This window comes from Prevotella sp. P2-180 (assembly GCF_002251435.1).
Classification (GTDB): Bacteria; Bacteroidota; Bacteroidia; order Bacteroidales; family Bacteroidaceae; genus Prevotella.
Genome location: NZ_NPJI01000114.1, coordinates 102,565 through 121,234, shown reverse-complemented (window position 1 = coordinate 121,234; position 18,670 = coordinate 102,565). Strand labels below are relative to the sequence as shown.

Below are 18,670 nucleotides of genomic sequence, written 5' to 3'. Positions count from 1 at the left end.
CCTTTCTTTCCGGTTAGAATCTGCGTATTACCTCAAGTCGCATCGTGGGGTAAGGGGATGTTGGCTACATATTGATGTTGTGCTGTTGCTTTTTACTGAAAGCTACTACTAACGACTCATAAATCTATCCTTAATCGTGTATTGGATGATAGTTGCGGATTTTAGGATTACGTTTCCTCGGTTTGCTTGTTTTTGTATATAGGCACATTTGTGAGAAACCGCAACTGGTATCTTCGTTACCAGCTCGACGAGGTAAGAGCCATCAACGATTTGCTTGAACAGAGGCAGATTGAGTTGGCGGAAAAAGAGGAAATTAGGCAGAATGCCGACGATGTAGAAGCAAGTGATGAGAAGGAAGAAAAGCCAGCCGAGCCAATTCTTAGGCTTGTGGGCAACGTGAGCAACTCCACGATAGAAATACCAGCATCGTCTATGATCTATATAGAGTCGATGGCAAATTATGCTGACATTTGGTATTTGGACAACGACGAGCCTCGCCACAAGATGTTGCGAATAACGTTGAAACAGATAAAGGAAAATATTGGCGACCACCCGTTTCTCGTGCAGTGTCATCGTGCCTTTATCGTAAACCTGAATTTTGTTGTGGCAATGTTGTCGCGCAATTCAGGCTATCAGCTCCAGTTATTCGGCACCGATAAACTTGTTCCTGTATCGAGAAACAATGCGGCAGCAGTAAAGAGTCAGTTCATGTCTCTTCTCAGCCATTGCTAATCCTTAATCTGAATTTGTCTTCAAATACAATCTGCATAAGCCCCTGGATGTCGTCGTCGGCAGGAGTTAGACAAAGGGCTAGGTGACCCATGGTGCGCCGGAGGTTTATCTCCACACAAGGGTGGAGGAGATAACCGTTATGGTTATTAGGGGCAACTATCATCATATCGATGCCAAATGGTCCTGTATAATGAGAGGTGATGGGCGAAAAAGCAAAGGAGCAAACCTTATCCCTCACCTTGTCGAGCAAGTCGAGACTAACGTATCGGGATATGATTTCACGTTTGCGGTTTTCAGTGGCGAGCAGGTTGCCTGTATATGCCCCGTTAGTGGTGGAGAATAATGAAAGTCCGCAATAGCTTGCCTTACCATTGCCTTGGCTGTAGAACTCCATTCCAAAATCAATTATGCGGCGATATTGAGGTTCAACCATTATTTTCTGCTGCTTAGTAAGCACATTCTTTATCCATCGGGAGAGCATTTCGTCTATATGGCCGTTGACAAACCTTATCCCCCTGCCGCTGCTGCTCCAAGGCGCCTTTACCACGGCATGGCCTCCAAAATTGTAGATAGCAGCCACCGCCTCGTCGTGTGTAGAGCATGCTAAAGCCTCTCCCGTGGTTCCATTGAAACGCAATGTCTTAAGAAGTCTGGCAGAGACCTCTCTGTGTGACAATTCCCTTACGGTAGAGAGATAATGGTCGGAGGGAATAATATCTTTGTCAGATATAACAGGCAGAATCGACGATTTTAAACTGTAGTCCCAGCCCCATGGTTCCACATCGCTTATCATGAGGTTGCTTAGGGTCGAAGACTCCACAAAAAACATCTCACTGATGTCAAGTCCAAGCACACGCTTCACCGATTTTCTCAACGACATGTATGAGAGGTATGCGCAAGCGTAGTCATCGACCAATACCATGTCACCTTCATTAGCCCATAAAGCCGGAATGAAGCCCAGGTCGTGGCGAAGCTGTCGTGCAGCATGAGGAGGAGTGACTTTTCTCATGCCGTTAGCCAGTGATATGTCGTGTTCAGGATTGAAAATATGAAGTGTTGACATGTTAGAATACAATATTTTGGTGCAAAACTACGATTAAAATTTGGATTATTATTCAAATTACAATTAATTTAATACTTTTTTTCAAGTTTTTGCTATATACACTTTGCAAATTTCAAAGAAAGTATTACCTTTGCACCTATAAATACAGAAATATGGAAGAATTCTTCAGGACGCATACATATTTGGTTGAGCATACCAATGCCGCTGTACGTCGAACTCTTATGGACGAGATAGACTGGAGCGACAGAATGATAGGTATCAAGGGCACGCGTGGCGTAGGTAAAACCACGTTCTTACTTCAGTATGCAAAGGAGAACTTCAGTGTCGACGACCGGCGATGTCTGTACGTGAATATGAACAATTTCTATTTTCAGGGAAAGAGTATCGTTGACTTTGCAGGGGAGTTCTACAGAAGAGGAGGAAGGGTGTTGCTTGTCGACCAGGTATTCAAACGCATAGACTGGAGCAACGAACTCAGAAGGTGCTATGATATGTATCCAGGACTGAAAATTGTATTCACAGGATCGAGTGTGATGAGACTCAAGGAAGAAAATCCGGAACTTAACGGAATAGTGAAAAGCTACAACCTAAGAGGTTTCTCTTTCCGCGAGTTTCTCAATCTGCAGACGGGGTTGCAACTGAAACCGTTTACACTGGATGAACTCATCGACAATCATGAGAAGTTGGCAAAGGACATACTTGCAAAGGTATCTCCAATGAGGTATTTTCAGGACTACCTTCATCATGGTTTTTATCCATTCTATCAAGAGCACCGCAACTACTCGGAAAACCTGCTCAAGACCATGAACATGATGATAGAAGTGGACATCTTGCTGATAAAACAAATCGAACTGAAATATCTTTCAAAGATAAAGAAACTCTTCTATTTGCTTGCGGTAGAAGGCTCGTTCGCACCCAATGTCAGCATGCTTGCTAATGAGATAGAGACAAGCAGGGCCACGGTGATGAACTACATCAAATACCTGGCCGACGCAAGGCTGATAAACATGATTTATCCGGAAGGGCAATGCTTTCCGAAGAAACCTACGAAGGTGATGATGCACAACTCGAATCTCATGTATGCAATATATCCAATAAAAGTGGATCAGCAGGATGTGATGGAGACTTTTTTCGTGAACTCTATGTGGAAAGACCATAAGGTAAACCAAAGGCAGAGAGAGTCGATGTTCGTAGTGGACGAATGCATGAAGTTTAAAGTCACCAATTTGAGTTTCGAACGAAAAAACAGGCAGAACACCGACATGTACTATGCAAGATACAATACGGAAATAGGTTCAGGCAACCAAATTCCTCTGTGGATGTTCGGATTCCTCTATTAAGGGATACACCTTATATATTAATATATAGAACGTAGTTAATCATTTAATATTTCAAACAAAATGGCTAAAGAAAAAAAATTTATCACTTGTGATGGTAATGAGGCTGCTGCTCACGTGAGCTATATGTTCTCGGAAGTTGCCGCCATCTATCCTATCACACCGTCATCTCCAATGGCGGAGCATGTTGACGAGTGGGCTGCACGCACAAGAAAGAACTTGTGGGGACAGACAGTTAGCGTTCAGGAAATGCAGTCGGAGGGTGGTGCTGCCGGTGCAGTACATGGCTCTCTGCAGGCTGGTGCACTTACCACTACTTTCACTGCATCACAGGGCTTGCTGCTGATGATTCCTAATATGTACAAGATTGCCGGTGAGCTCCTGCCTTGCGTCTTCGACGTATCTGCACGTACACTGGCTTCACACTCTCTCTGTATCTTTGGCGACCACATGGACGTTATGGCTTGTCGTCAGACTGGTTTCGCAATGTTCTGCTCTGGTTCTGTACAGGAGGTTATGGATCTCACAGCCGTTCCTCACCTCGCTACTCTGAAGACATGGGTGCCTTTCGTAAACTTCTTCGACGGTTTCCGCACATCTCACGAGTATCACAAGATTGAGGTAATGGATCAAGAGGACATCCGTCCGCTGGTTGACCCCGCTGATATCAAGGCGTTCCGCGACCGCGCTCTCTCTCCTGAGCGTCCTGTTACACGTGGTACTGCCGAGAACCCTGAGACATTCTTCACCCACCGTGAGGCTTGCAACCAGTACTACGACAAGGTGCCTGAGGTTGTAGAGTACTACCTCGGCAAGATCTCTGAGATCACCGGTCGTGAGTATCACCTCTTCAACTACTATGGAGCTGAGGATGCTGAGAATGTTATCATCCTTATGGGTTCTGCCACTGAGGCAGCACGCGAGGCTATCGACCATCTGCTCAAAGAGGGCAAGAAGGTTGGTATGATCAGCGTTCACCTCTATCGCCCATTCTCTGTTAAGCATTTGCTCGCTGCTGTTCCAAAGAGCTGCAAGCGCATCGCTGTGCTCGACCGTACAAAGGAGCCGGGTGCTGAGGGTGAGCCTCTGTATCTCGACGTTAAGAGCGCATTCTACGACGTGGAGAACCGTCCACTCATCGTTGGAGGTCGCTATGGTCTTGGTTCTTCAGACGTTACTCCAGCCAAGATTATCTCTGTATTCAACAACCTCGAGTTGCCAGAGCCAAAGAACCACTTCACTGTTGGTATCGTTGACGACGTTACATTCACTTCTCTGCCTGAGGTTGAGGAGATGGCTCTCGGTGGACAGTCTATCCAGGAGTGCAAGTTCTTCGGTCTTGGTGCCGACGGTACAGTAGGTGCCAACAAGAACTCTGTTAAGATTATTGGTGAGAACACCGACAAGCACTGCCAGGCATACTTCTCTTACGACTCAAAGAAGTCGGGTGGTTTCACCTGTTCACACCTCCGCTTCGGCGACGAGCCCATCCGCTCTACATATCAGATCACAACACCAAACTTCGTGGCATGCCACGTTCAGGCTTACCTGCACATGTACGATGTTACACGTGGTATCCGCGAGAACGGTTCGTTCCTCTTGAACACCATCTTCGACGGTGAGGAACTCATCAACTTCATTCCTAACAAGGTGAAGCGTGTGTTCGCACAGAAGAACATCAAGGTTTACTATATCAACGCTACCAAGATTGCACAGGAGATCGGTCTGGGCAACCGCACCAACACCATTCTCCAGTCTGCATTCTTCCGCATTTCTGAGGTTATTCCTGTTGACCTTGCCATCGAGCAGATGAAGAAGTTCATCGTGAAGTCTTACGGCAAGAAGGGTGAGGACGTTGTAAACATGAACTATGCTGCCGTTGACCGTGGTGGTGAGTACAAGGTTCTCGCTGTTGATCCAGCTTGGGCTAACCTTCCAGACGACGCTGTTAAGGAAGACGACGCTCCAGCATTCGTTAAGGAACTTGTCCGTCCTATCAACGCTCAGGCCGGTGACCTGCTGAAGGTTTCTGACTTCGTTAAGCACGACACTGTCGATGGTACTTGGATGACTGGTACTGCACAGTATGAGAAGCGTGGTGTAGAGGCATTCGTTCCTGCTTGGAACTCAGCTAACTGTATCCAGTGTAACAAGTGTTCTTACGTTTGTCCTCACGCAGCTATCCGTCCGTTCGTACTTACCGACGAGGAACTCGCTGGTGGCTATGAGGGTGCATCTCTTGAGATGAAGGCTCCTGCTGCCATGAAGGGCATGCACTTCGTTATCGAGCCATCTGTTCTCGACTGTCTCGGATGCGGTAACTGTGCTGATGTCTGCCCAGGCAATCCAAAGCTTGGCAAGGCTCTCACCATGGTTCCGTTCAACCCGGACAACGCCGACATGCAGAAGGAAGCTGCCAACTGGACCTACCTCACAAAGAAGGTTACCAGCAAGCAGGATCTCGTAGACATCAAGAGCAACGTGAAGAACTCTCAGTTCGCCCAGCCTCTGTTCGAGTTCTCTGGCGCTTGCTCTGGTTGCGGTGAGACTCCTTACGTTAAGCTGATTTCACAGCTCTTCGGTGACCGTGAGATCATTGCCAACGCAACAGGTTGTTCTTCAATCTATTCTGCTTCTATCCCATCAACACCTTACACCACTAACGCCAAGGGTCAGGGTCCTGCCTTCGACAACTCACTGTTCGAGGACTTCTGCGAGTTCGGTCTCGGTATGGTGCTCGGTAACAAGAAGATGAAGGAGCGCGTAGAGAAGCTGCTCGGTGAGATGCTCGAGAGCGACAAGGTTTCTGAGGAATACAAGGAAGCTGCCCGCGAGTGGATTGCCGGCAAGGACGATGCTGAGGCTTCTAAGGCTGCTGCCGCTAAGCTGAAGCCACTAATTGCCGAGAATGCTGCCAAGGGTTGTCCTGTATGTCAGGAGCTCCAGACCCTCGACCACTATCTTGTAAAGCGCAGCCAGTGGATTATCGGTGGTGACGGTGCTTCTTACGACATCGGTTACGGTGGTCTCGACCACGTTATCGCAAGCGGTGAAGACGTAAATATCCTCGTTCTCGACACTGAGGTTTACTCTAACACTGGTGGTCAGGCTTCAAAGGCTACTCCTCTTGGCGCCATCGCTCAGTTCGCTGCTCAGGGTAAGCGCATCAAGAAGAAGGACATCGGTATGATTGCCACTACCTACGGTTATGTTTATGTAGCTCAGATTGCTATGGGTGCCGACCAGGCTCAGTGCTTGAAGGCTATCCGTGAGGCTGAGGCATATCCTGGACCATCACTCATCATCGCTTATGCTCCATGTATCAACCACGGTCTGAAGGCCAAGGGCGGCATGGGTAAGAGCCAGGCTGAGGAAGGTCGCGCCGTTGAGTGCGGTTACTGGCACTTGTGGCGTTACAACCCACAGCTCGCCGCTGAGGGCAAGAACCCATTCTCTCTCGACTCTAAGGAGCCAGACTGGAGCAAGTTCCACGACTTCCTCATGGGTGAGGTTCGTTACCTGTCAGTGAAGAAGGCTTATCCTAACGAGGCTGAGGAGCTGTTCGCTGAGGCTCAGAAGATGGCTCAGCAGCGCTACAAGACCTACGTTCGTCAGACAAAGATGGACTGGAGCGAGGAAGCATAATTCCGTAGCTATCGTTTCATAATATAAAATTCTGCGCGTTCCCCAAAAAAGGAACGCGCAGTTTTATTTTCCTCCTTCCTCTTCCCTTCATATTCCTCCTCACCACTTCCACTTCGCCTGTAATTCAACATCGCAGGCTGAGGATGCGTCAATCTGCTGAAGACTGCTGCCAATGGAAGAACGGTCGAAATAGTCAGTGACTCCTACTTTTCCAGTTAAAGTTAGTGAATCTGTAGGTTTCCATTTTGCCATAAAAGAATATCGCAGACCTTGACCATAATAAGCAGAATTGGAATAACAGTATAGAGGAGCACGTTCGTAAGAATACAAACGACTGTTGTAGTCATCGGTATAAAATAATTTCATAGTAGCACTGATAGACAGATGCGGCATGTTGTAACCAATAACCTGTGTAAGCATTATACCTTTCGAAAGATGGTCGTAGCTATATGTGCATGCGTCGGTCTGAAGGCCTGCCGTCCAGATGCTATTGTCCCATTGCACGCTAAGTCTCGCTCTGTGTGACTTTGTCCATACCAAAGGTGTAGACGACGATTTGTCATAGTTGTCTTTCTGCCTTAACCTATACCGATACCTCGCATTGAATATCCAGTTTCCCTTTTTCATTTTTGAAGAAACGCAAGCGTCGAGCGAGTGAGACGATTGTGACACTTGGTATCGCGGCCATGGAAAATAAGCATAGTCAATGTAGCAGTTCACATCTATATCGTATGCAGGTTTCCATTCGGTACCGAGATAGTAACCGCTTTCATTTTGGACCTTTCCACCGTCGTTTACAGCATTTGAATAGAACGAGTGATAGCGAGCGGAGTAATACCTCTGAAGGAAAGTCATCGACAACCATCTTGAGAGATTGAAGCTGATGGAATTCAATGTCGCAATATGCCCTTCGCGGTTTATTGCCGTTTCGCCGTTCACCATCAATGGGTAGCGTCTGTATCCGTAGTCAACGCTTGCATTGAAGAAATCATGACCTTCGGGGTAAATATCCCTGTAGACACTAGATTTGTTAGGAGCAAGAAGTCTGTCTATGTGTGTTGCCACAAAAGAAACACCGGCATGGTAGTCGTTTTTGTCTGCCGACAAGTTTGCTCCGGCAAGTGTCATGGAGGTATTGTTTTTTCGCAGGATCTCGTCTTTTGTGCGGTGGTAACTGGTTGAGAGCAGTGTCGATACCGTTCCGTTTTTGTTAAGCGTGGCATCAATTTTCCGATATGATGCAAAAGAAGTGAATTTCAGCCATTTGGCAATGTTTAAGGTGGTGGCTGCTCCTTGTAGCCAATTGTCGGATGAACGTGATGAATGTACTCTAATAGTAGGACCCTTTGGTGATGCAAACGACATAAGTGTAGACTGCTTGCCGAGAAAAAATCCCTGGTTGATGACAAGTCCCATGCCTAAAGACACCTTATATCTTCCTATGGCAATGGTTTCAAATATTCCTGTGTCTTTAATCATGAGGAATGGGGAGTAGTAGTCGTAGCCAGCCTTGTTGACATTGGCGAAGAAAGGTTCGCCGGCATCTTGTGACGCCACAATGCCAAGACGCAGTTTATTGCCGTAGCTGAAGTTGTATCTAAGCCAGTGTTTTACTGGATAACCGTAATAGGCTTCGTTGTCACCCCTCCTGGTATATGTTGGTATGGACATATATCCCATAATATCATGTTTTCCATATTTTCGTAATTTGCTAAGTGTGATTTTGCTGTCGGTTGTCTTGTCGCCTATTACAATGAAGCATGAAAGAAGTTTGCGGCGATGGTAGTCGAGAGACTCTATCGACAAGAGTTCGTTTTTTGATTTCAGAGGTCCGTATCTGTCAATGTATTCAACGATGTCCATCACTTGCTGGCTATTGAGAAACGGAATCGTTTGTAGTATCTCTCGTTTTGTGTCGTTAATGTTTATGGGATGTTCAGCTAACTCTTCCAATTGGTCATGCATTTCGTCCCATAGAATATCTTCGTCAGAGAAGTCAGCCAATGCCTCAAGCCATTTCTCCCAATTCTCGTTGTCGTTTTCCTGTCCATTAGCAGTGTAAGTGGCGAACAATAGAAGTAACGTGGTAATAACAAAGAAAGGCAGTAATGAAGTTTTCATATAATCAAAACACCCCGTAACCAACATGAGGTTACGGGGATTAGCTTTTTTTCGGCCAGTTTCTCAGAATGGAAGTCCGTCGGTGCTTGATTCTTCTGCAGGTTCTTGTGTGGGAGGGAACGGAGCAGTAGCTGCGGAATCTGCCACAGGAGCGGCCCCCATTGGTGCTGCGTTAGCTACAGGAGCCACGCCAACACCAGGTGCAGGTTGGATGTTACGGTTTATAGCCCAAGCGCGTATGTCATTGAACCATCGTCCCTGATACTCGTGGCTATCAATGTCAAATGAAACAGTCATTTCTTCTCCAAGCTGAATATTCATTTGATTGATTTTGTCTTCACCAAATATTTTGAAACAACACTTCTTTGGATAAGTCTCGTGGGTTTCTATCACGTACTCTTGAGATTTCCATGGGTTACCTGTGCGTTGAGACACACCACTTTGTGCCGGTAATACGGCAATGATTTTTCCTGTTATTTCCATATTAATTATTATATAATATTAGTTGTAATGTCGTTTTAACCACGCAAAATTACAAAATAGTTTTAATTTATGCAACTTTTTGGATAATATTTTTGCTATAAAGTCTTTTTTTTGTATTTTTGTAGTCGCTAAACGAAAAAAATTAATATAAAATACAATATAATTATGAGGTTTACACTTTCAAGCACAGCTCTTAGCTGCAAATTATTTGCTTTGGCTAAGGTTATAAGCAATAAAAATTCGTTGCCAATACTTGCAGATTTTATGTTCCGTACAGAAGGAAACACCTTGTTTATTACTGCATCTGACAGCGAGAACAGCATGACAACCACTATAGAATTGTCGGATAGCGATGTCGACGACTCTTTCGCAATAGAGAATCATAGCCTTCTTGAGGCTGTGAAAAGTTTTCCAGAGCAACCGCTTACTTTCGAGGCTGACAAAAATGATAAGATAGTGAAAATCATTTATCAGAATGGACAATTCTCGTTGCCTATAGAGAGTGCGGATGTTTATCCCGTTGCAGCAAAGATTGCTGACATTGCCGTGAGCATTCAATTGTCATCAGCACTACTGTCGGAAAACATTAGTCGCTGCTTGTGCGCTACTGCACAGGACGAACTCCGCCCAGTGATGAACGGAGTGTTTTTTGACATCACTCCAGAGTATCTCACCATCGTGTCTACCGACGGTCATAAACTCGTGAGAAACAGAATTTATGATATAAAGAACGATGTGGCTGCCTCACTCATCCTGGCAAAGAAACCAGCCACCATCCTGAAGAATATGCTTGCCAAGGATGACACTCTCGTTACCATCACTTTCGACAATCGCAATGCAGAGGTGACTTTCGGCGATACACGACTCTTGTGCCGACTCATTGACGGAAGGTATCCAAACTACAATTCAGTTATTCCGCAGAACAACCAGAATGTGCTTCATGTTGACCGCGAGACATTGCTGGGTGCCCTGAAACGCGTATTGCCTTTCGCCAGCGACTCAAGCAATCTTGTCAGATTCCGCATAGATGGTCATGTGCTACAGCTTGATGCAGAGGACTTTGACTTCTCGAAGACTGCAACCGAAAGACTGGCATGTGAATACAATGGAGCGCCAATGAGCATTGGCTTTAAGGGCAATGCCTTCATTGAAATACTCAACAGCTACGACTGTCAGGAGGTTGATATACAACTGGCTGACCCAAGTAGAGCCGGAATCGTTGTCCCATCGCAACAGAATGATAATCAGGATGTGCTCATGCTTCTTATGCCGATGCTACTTAACGAGTAGGATATATATATAATTTTATTTTTCATAAACATAATGAAACTCAATATTCAGAAACCATTAGTCATATTCGACCTCGAAACTACCGGACTTGACTTAATAAAAGACCGTGTAATACAACTTTCATATATAAAGGTGATGCCCGATGGTAAAGAAAAGAGGGAAAATCTTACAATAAACCCGCTTATTCCCATACCCTCATTCGTCACAGAACTAACAGGAATATCAAATGCCGATGTGGCCAACTGTCCATCGTTCAAGGAAATAGCTCCACGCCTTGCTGAGGAGTTAAAAGGTTGCGATTTGGCTGGATACAACTCCAACAACTTTGACATCCCTATGCTTTGTGAGGAATTTCTAAGGGCTGGCATCGATTTCGATTTCAGCAAGTGCAGACTTATAGACGCCATGGCAATCTTCCGCAAACAAGAGCGACGCAATCTCGCAGCTGCATACAAGTTCTATTGTGGTAGAAAAATGGAGGAAGACTTCGAGGCTCACAGGGCTGACCAAGATACCGAAGCCACTTATCGCGTGCTCATGGGACAACTTGACAAATACAGTGAGGAAAATGAACCTGAACCGGAAAGAAGACTCGTTAATGATATGCAGTTCCTTGCTGACTTCTCAAAGCAAAACGACAATGTAGACTTTGCGGGACGTATCATTTGGGCTGAGAAAAAAGATGCCAACGGCAATGTGGTGAAAAACTCAAATGGTGAGCCCGTAAAGGTGGAAACCTTCAACTTCGGAAAGTATAAGGGACAGGAAGTGGGTGTTGTGCTGCGACATGACCCTGGATATTTTAGCTGGATGCTTTCAAACGACTTCACCAACAATACCAAGCAAGTGCTTACAAGAATAAGACTTCGCGAAAGTAAACTGTTATAACAATATGCTTAAAGGTAAAAAGATAGTTCTTGGCATAACAGGATCCATAGCTGCATATAAAGCATGCTATATAATACGTGGACTGCAGAAGAAAGGCGCTGAGGTTCAAGTGGTAATCACACCTGCCGGAAAGGAGTTTATCACTCCTATCACACTCTCGGCACTTACACACAAGCCAGTTATCAGCGAATTCTTCTCGCAGCGCGACGGTACTTGGAATAGCCATGTAGACATCGGATTGTGGGCCGACGCTATGCTTATTGCACCTTGCACGGCTTCCACTCTCGGAAAAATGGCAAATGGGGTAGCCGACAATATGCTTGTCACCACATACCTTTCGATGAAAGCTCCTGTATTCATAGCTCCAGCCATGGACCTCGACATGTATGCACATCCGTCAACAAAACGAAACATCGACATACTTACTGGCTATGGCTGCCGTTTTATCGAGCCTGCCAGCGGATTCCTCGCCAGCGGACTCGAAGGCAAAGGCAGAATGCAGGAACCGGAAGTGATAGTAGATGCCATCGACCATTTCTTCAATGCTCCTTCTCAAGACTTGAGCGGAAGGAAAATACTCATCACGGCCGGACCTACTTACGAGAAGATTGACCCGGTGAGGTTCATTGGTAATTATTCAAGTGGAAAAATGGGATTCGCCATTGCTGAAGAATGTGCAAGACGTGGTGCTCAGGTTCAATTGGTGGCTGGTCCGGTCAGCATGACTGTTAACCATCATAACATCAACCGTGTCGACGTGGAAAGCTGTCAGCAGATGTACGAGGCTTGTATGGATATATTCCCAAATGTCGACGTAGCGATACTTTGTGCCGCAGTGGCTGACTTCAGACCGGAGACCGTGGCTGACACTAAGATAAAACGAAAAGGCGATGACCTTATGCTTCATCTTGCGCCAAACAAGGACATTGCTGCAGCCTTAGGTAATATTAAAAACAATAGGCAGGTGATGGTGGGATTCGCACTTGAGACAGACAACGAGGAAAATAATGCCGTGGAAAAACTGAAAAAGAAAAACCTCGACTTCATAGTGCTTAACTCGTTGAAGAACAAGGGCACCTGTTTCAAAAGTGACGAGAACCAGATAAAGATCATTTCTCAAGACGGAATGACTGAATTCGAACGGAAACCGAAGACCGAAGTGGCTGCAGATATAGTCAATTATCTCGCTCAAATCATGAAACCCATAACCCTGTCCTGAAAGAATCTGTATTATTAATGAAACTGGTTCATATCATATTGCCATTACTTTCAGCGCTGATTTTCCCTATACAGAAGATCAGCTCTCAAGAATTGTTGGCCAAGGTCGTAGTCAATAGCAGCAAAGTGGGAACAACAGATAAAAGCGTGTTCGAAAACCTGCAACAGACTCTCGAACAGTTTGTAAACGACAGGCAATGGACATCATTGCAGTTTCAGAATAACGAACGTATTGTTTGCAATTTCAATATTACAGTAGACAAATACGACAAGACAAACAACACTTTTGAGTGTACAGCAATGATTCAGGCCAACCGTCCTGTATACAACAGCCAGTATACTACAACACTTTATAATAATAAGGATGCCAACTTCAATTTTGAGTTTGCACAGTTTGACCAACTGAACTTTAACGACGAGACTGTCGACAACCAGTTGACAGCCCTCATTGCCTATTATGCCTACCTCATCATAGGCCTCGATCTCGACAGCTTTTCGCCTATGGGAGGAACCGACGTTCTCCAGCTATGCTATAATCTGGTGAATAATGCCCAAAACCTAAACTTCTCAGGATGGAAGGCATTTGACGACAGCCGTAACCGTTTTGCTATCATCAACGACTATATGGAAGAAGCCATGAAACCATTCCGCCAGCTTCAGTACGACTATTATCGCAAGGGACTCGACGAAATGGCAAACAATGCAGAGCGAGGCCGCACCAACGTGACCGAAGCCCTTGACAATGGTTTGAAGAAAGCGCACGAGAGCCGTCCGCTCAGTCTGCTACCACAGATATGGACAGACTATAAGAAAGACGAACTCGTAGGCATATATAAAGGAAAGGGCACACAGAAGGAGAAAGAACAAATATATGAACTTCTCATGGGCATCAACGCCTCGCAAGGCGATAGTTGGGAGAAAGTGAGACAATGACGTAATTTTTTTTGAAATATGCTGAAACAATTATACATTCGCAATTTTACTCTAATAGAACGACTGGATATGACGTTCAATGGAGGCTTTTCCGTCATCACTGGAGAGACAGGTGCAGGAAAGAGCATTATACTTGGCGCAATAGGCCTGTTAAAAGGTCAACGTGCTGATTCAAAGCTTATTAAACGAGGTTCGGAGAAGTGCGTCATTGAGGCTCATTTCAATCTTTCACGATATGGCATGGAGAATTTCTTCAACGACAATGATGTGGAGTATGATGCAGACGACTGTATTGTGAGACGAGAAATCACTGCCGCCGGAAAAAGCCGTGCATTTGTCAACGATACTCCCGTTCCCCTGTCAGTGTTGAAAGAGTTGGGCGAACAGCTCATTGATGTACATAGTCAGCATCAAAACCTCTTACTTGGGAAACAAGACTTCCAAATGGAAATCGTAGACATAATTGCCGATGACAAGGACTTGCTCGACAACTATCGAAAGGCTTATGGTGACTACCGTGAAAAACAATGTCAGCTTGACGACTTACAGGAAAGGCTAACATCAAACAAAGCCAATGCAGACTTCCTGCTCTTCCAATATGAAGAACTCGACAGGGCAAATCTTGTGGAAGGAGAACAGGAGACTCTGGAGGCGCAGGCCAACCAAATGAGTCATTACGAGGACATAAAGACCGCCCTCTATCAGGCAGACAAAGCCATGTCGGCTGAAGGCACTGGAGTGACGGAAAATCTGCGTACTGCCATCAATGCATTGCATTCCATTGAAGGCGTATTGCCTATGGCTGGCGAACTTGCAAGCCGCATGGATGCCGACTTTATCGACCTTAAGGATATTGCCGACGAACTCGAAGGACAACTCGACAAAGTTGATTTTGACCCTAAGGAACTCGATAGTATCAACGACAGACTGGACAGAATCTACAGTTTGCAGAAGAAATACCACTGCGACACTGTCTCTCAACTTATTGAGATACGAGACAACCTGAAGAAGCAGCTGGATGGAATAGAAAATGGCGACTACGACCTTCAACAGGTCAAAAATGAGGTTGACAAGTCAATGAAACTTGCCATACAAAAAGCCGATAGCATCACCAAGGTGAGGAAAACGGCAGCAAAGAAAATAGAAGAGGAAATAAAACAACGACTGGTAGCATTAGGCATGCCAAACATCCAGTTTACTATCAACCTCGAATCCTCAGAATTGTCGGCCGACGGAGCTGACAAGGTGGCTTATATGTTCAGTGCCAACCGAAACATGCCTATGCAACCAGTGGCACAGGTAGCTTCAGGAGGAGAGATAGCACGACTCATGCTTTCGCTAAAAGCTATGGTGAGCGGAGCCGTAAAGCTCCCTACCATCATTTTCGACGAGATAGACACTGGAGTGAGTGGGAAAATAGCAGAGAAGATGGCCGACATAATGTGTGAGATGGGAAATAACGAACGTCAGGTCATCAGCATCACTCACCTGCCGCAGATTGCCGCCAAGGGAGCAACACATTATAAAGTATATAAAGAGGATAGGGGAGATACTACAGTAAGCACCATGAAACTGCTCTGCGGAGAAGATCGTGTGAATGAAATTGCCCAAATGCTCAGTGGAAGCGACATTACCGAAGCTGCCATAAGCAACGCAAGGGAACTTCTGAAAATGAAGAGTGAAGAATGAAGAGTGAAGAATGAAGAGTGAAGAATGAAGAGTGAAGAATGAAAAAAGAATAAATCAACGAAATGAAAAGAATAATATATTTGATTATTGCCGTCTTCGTATGCGGCATTGCAATGGCTCAGCCTGAGAGTTGGGCAAAAAAGGCGCTTAAGTCGCTCTTTACCGTAAAGACCTTCGACGCCAATGGCGCCTTGATTGGAAGTGGAAACGGATTTTTTATCAGCGACAATGGATTGGCGGTCTGCAATTTCACTCCTTTCAACGGAGCGGCAAAGGCCATAGCCATCGACGCTTCTGGAAAAGAATATGAGGTTGACTATGTCGTAGGTGCCAATCGGGATTTCGACGTGATGAAGCTTCATGTAAACATAAAGAAAAGCATTCCGTTGACTATTGCAGACGGTGTGAATGCTGACACAAAACTATGGATGTTGCCATACGCACAGAAAAATCCCAATACTTCAGAAGGAACAGTGGAAAAGGTAGAGAAAGTGATGGCCGACTACAACTACTACACCATGGCAATGGAGGCACCGGAAAGTGCTGTCGGAAGTCCGGTGCTTGATGCCGCCGGATCTGTGGTGGCTATGTTACAGGCTGGTGCTTCGGGGGGAAAGCAATATGCTGTGGATGCAAAGATGGCTGCCGACATGAAAGCCTCGGGCTTGAGTGTAAACGATCCAGCCCTAAGGCTTACTACCATTAAGAAAGCATTGCCAGATGATGTACAAGAGGCTCTTGTTGCTCTATATCTCTGCTCTTCATCTGTCGACTCTCTGTCAATGAACACGCTTGTTGACGATTTCGTAGCAAAATTTCCTAACTCGGTAGACGGATACGTCTATCGCGCCAATCGTGCACTCAGTGGACTCGACTTCTCTTCAGCCGACCGCGATATGCAGGCAGCAGTGGCTAACGGCGACAAAAAAGACGAGGCTCACTATAGCTATGCCAAAATGATACTGGACAAAATGGTATACATGCCAGACAAACCATTCGAACCCTGGAACTATGACAAGGCTTGTTCAGAAATCAATCATGCCATAGACATACAGCCACTTCCTGTTTACCGCCAGCTCAAGGCGCAAATAGTGTTTGCACAGGAAAAATATGCCGAATCAGCAGACATATATCAAGCCTTGGTGGATGATGGAGAGAAAACCGCCGCAAACTATTTTGGACTTGCCCGCTGCAAGGAACTTCTGAAAGACACTACCGCATGTCTGGCAATGCTCGACAGTGCGGTGGCCACCTTCAGTCGCCCATATTTAAAGGAGGCTGCACCTTATATCCTTTCAAGGGCTCAGATGCTCATGAACTGTGGGAAATATCGTATGGCAGTCAATGACCTCAACGACTACGAACAGCTGATGGTCACTCAGGTGAACGAAAACTTCTATTATTTGCGTTCTCAGGCCGAGACAAAGGGAAGGCTGTTCAAACAGGCACTTGACGACCTTGCCAAGGCTTTACAACTCAATCCCTCCAACACTCTCTTGCTTGCTGAAAAATGCTCGCTAGAACTTAGAGTGGGACTTAACGACCAGGCTATAGCCACAGCCAACGAACTGATAACCCTTGACCCCACGTTGAGCGACGGTGTGCTGTTTCTTGGCATAGCACAATGTGCAAAGGGACTGAAAGAAGAGGGTTTAAAGAATTTGAACAAGGCGAAAGACATGGGCGATACCCAAGCCCAGACCTTTATAGACAAGTATTCAAAATAGCTTATGCCATTCGTCACATTTCATTGCTTTCTGTCCCATTTATTTTGAATATTGGTAACTTTCTGCTACCTTTGCAGCTGCAAAATAAAACGAATAGAGTATGAAAACAGAAGAACGACAGTTTGGTCAAAGTCTTGTAATGCAGACAAAAACATTATTGATAACCATTGTCCTCTCATTTTGTTCATTTGTATCTAATGGACAGACCATTTCTCCGAAAGCTCCGACACCAGAGCTGGAGTTTGTCATGCAGCTAAATGTCACCCTCGGCGAAGCCTATACCGTGGGTGAGACACAGGCAGGCAAGCGTCATGTGATTCCTATCACAGGCGGAACGTTTGAAGGACCGCTTCTTCGCGGAACTATCATTAATGGTGGTGCCGACTACCAACTTGTCAGTGCCGACGGCAAGAGGACAACGCTTGAGGCCATTTATTCAATAAAGACCTACGATGGGGTGAATATCCACGTGCGCAACCAAGGAATAGTATATTCCGGAAAGGATGCTTCTGGCAACGACACTTTCTATTTCAAGGCAGCACCAAGGTTTGAGGCTCCTGTTGACAGCAAGTATGCATGGCTCAATAATGCGATATATGTCTGTGCACCGTCATTCGGAGCGCCTGGCACAATCATACTTGATGTCTGGAGAGTAAAATAATAGCTTAAGATGCTATGAATTTAGTATTTACCATGTGAATAATCTAAAGATAAAGATATGGCAATAGCAATAGTGATTACCATCTTGGTCGCATTCTGTGCGTTGTTGTTTGGTGCATAATAGACTTATCAGATTCTGAATAAATCATTTTTTATATCCTTACTTTAATGTAATAGTTTATATGGAAATCATAAACCTAAACAACCATTATTCGGTTGTCAACAACTATATGGCTGAACTTCGCGACTGCGACTATCAGCGCAACCCCTTGTTGTTTCGCAACAATGTCAGACGTATAGGTCAGATGATGGCATACGAGATAAGCAAGAGACTCGACTACAAGGAAAATGAAGTGACAACACCGCTGGGCAATGCTAAATGCCAACTATGCTCCGACCGTTTGGTCTTGGCCACTGTACTGAGGGCAGGGCTACCAATGCACGAAGGTATGTTGAGTGTGTTTGACAAGGCAGAGTGTGCTTTTGCCAGTGCATATCGTGTTTACGAAGACGAAGCTCACACCAAGGTAGGCATACATGTGGAATACCTTGCAGCGCCACAACTCGACAACAAAGTGCTCATCATTGCTGACCCGATGCTTGCCACAGGAGGCTCTATGGATTTGGCTTACCAGGCCTTGCTCTCCCACGGCACTCCCAAACACATACATCTGGCCTCTGTCATTGCCGCACAAGAAGGCATCGACCATATATCCGAAACCTTCCCTAACGACAAGACCACGGTATGGTGTGGTGCCATCGACCCGTGTCTCAACGCACAAAAATATATTGTGCCAGGCCTGGGCGATGCAGGTGACCTTTGTTTTGGCGAAAAGCTATAAAAGTTGATGTCTTTATACAATAATAAGCAATCATTGACGTTT

Annotated in this window: 14 protein-coding genes; 11 read left to right on the top strand and 3 right to left on the bottom strand. The window is 45.5% G+C overall.

The window, feature by feature from the left end; all coding sequences use genetic code 11:
• Positions 1–210: 210 nt before the first annotated feature.
• Entirely contained in the window at positions 211–732 is a 522-nt protein-coding gene (locus tag CIK98_RS17460) for a LytTR family DNA-binding domain-containing protein (protein ID WP_172410021.1), read from the top strand.
• Here CIK98_RS17460 and CIK98_RS17455 read toward each other — a convergent pair.
• Complete coding sequence (locus CIK98_RS17455; RefSeq protein ID WP_094386542.1) at positions 719–1,795, bottom strand: hypothetical protein; 1,077 nt, start codon at positions 1,793–1,795, stop codon at positions 719–721. The two genes, CIK98_RS17460 and CIK98_RS17455, sit on opposite strands and share 14 nt — an antisense overlap.
• A 152-nt stretch (positions 1,796–1,947) precedes the next feature.
• On the opposite strand from CIK98_RS17455, the gene CIK98_RS17450 reads away from it, so the two are divergent.
• Positions 1,948–3,135, top strand: a complete 1,188-nt coding sequence (locus tag CIK98_RS17450) for an ATP-binding protein (protein ID WP_094386540.1) — start codon at positions 1,948–1,950, stop codon at positions 3,133–3,135.
• A gap of 60 nt (positions 3,136–3,195) precedes the next feature.
• Positions 3,196–6,777: a pyruvate:ferredoxin (flavodoxin) oxidoreductase gene (gene nifJ / locus CIK98_RS17445; RefSeq protein ID WP_094386538.1), complete on the top strand. Its 3,582-nt coding sequence runs from the start codon at positions 3,196–3,198 to the stop codon at positions 6,775–6,777.
• Between the two features lie 99 nt (positions 6,778–6,876).
• On the opposite strand, the gene CIK98_RS17440 is transcribed toward nifJ, so the two are convergent.
• Complete coding sequence (locus CIK98_RS17440; protein ID WP_172410020.1) at positions 6,877–8,898, bottom strand: helix-hairpin-helix domain-containing protein; 2,022 nt, start codon at positions 8,896–8,898, stop codon at positions 6,877–6,879.
• Between the two features lie 63 nt (positions 8,899–8,961).
• Positions 8,962–9,381 carry a DUF3127 domain-containing protein gene (locus CIK98_RS17435; RefSeq protein WP_094386534.1) on the bottom strand — a complete coding sequence of 140 codons (420 nt, stop codon included), beginning with the start codon at positions 9,379–9,381 and terminating at the stop codon, positions 8,962–8,964.
• Between the two features lie 165 nt (positions 9,382–9,546).
• On the opposite strand from CIK98_RS17435, the gene dnaN reads away from it, so the two are divergent.
• From dnaN to upp, 8 genes are all read left to right on the top strand, one after another.
• Complete coding sequence (dnaN, locus tag CIK98_RS17430) at positions 9,547–10,671, top strand: DNA polymerase III subunit beta (protein ID WP_094386532.1); 1,125 nt, start codon at positions 9,547–9,549, stop codon at positions 10,669–10,671.
• A gap of 33 nt (positions 10,672–10,704) precedes the next feature.
• Positions 10,705–11,559 (top strand): 3'-5' exonuclease, encoded by an 855-nt coding sequence (locus tag CIK98_RS17425; RefSeq protein WP_094386530.1) that lies wholly within the window; start codon positions 10,705–10,707, stop codon positions 11,557–11,559.
• 4 nt (positions 11,560–11,563) lie between these two features.
• Positions 11,564–12,778: a bifunctional phosphopantothenoylcysteine decarboxylase/phosphopantothenate--cysteine ligase CoaBC gene (gene coaBC, locus CIK98_RS17420; RefSeq protein WP_094386528.1), complete on the top strand. Its 1,215-nt coding sequence runs from the start codon at positions 11,564–11,566 to the stop codon at positions 12,776–12,778.
• A gap of 17 nt (positions 12,779–12,795) precedes the next feature.
• Complete coding sequence (locus CIK98_RS17415; RefSeq protein WP_094386526.1) at positions 12,796–13,710, top strand: DUF4835 family protein; 915 nt, start codon at positions 12,796–12,798, stop codon at positions 13,708–13,710.
• A gap of 18 nt (positions 13,711–13,728) precedes the next feature.
• Positions 13,729–15,399, top strand: a complete 1,671-nt coding sequence (gene recN / locus CIK98_RS17410; RefSeq protein WP_094386524.1) for a DNA repair protein RecN — start codon at positions 13,729–13,731, stop codon at positions 15,397–15,399.
• Between the two features lie 62 nt (positions 15,400–15,461).
• Positions 15,462–17,126 (top strand): serine protease, encoded by a 1,665-nt coding sequence (locus CIK98_RS17405; RefSeq protein ID WP_141210594.1) that lies wholly within the window; start codon positions 15,462–15,464, stop codon positions 17,124–17,126.
• 100 nt (positions 17,127–17,226) lie between these two features.
• Positions 17,227–17,787, top strand: a complete 561-nt coding sequence (locus CIK98_RS17400) for a DUF3237 family protein (RefSeq protein WP_253249780.1) — start codon at positions 17,227–17,229, stop codon at positions 17,785–17,787.
• 181 nt (positions 17,788–17,968) lie between these two features.
• Positions 17,969–18,628, top strand: a complete 660-nt coding sequence (upp, locus tag CIK98_RS17395) for a uracil phosphoribosyltransferase (RefSeq protein WP_094386520.1) — start codon at positions 17,969–17,971, stop codon at positions 18,626–18,628.
• Positions 18,629–18,670 lie beyond the last annotated feature (42 nt).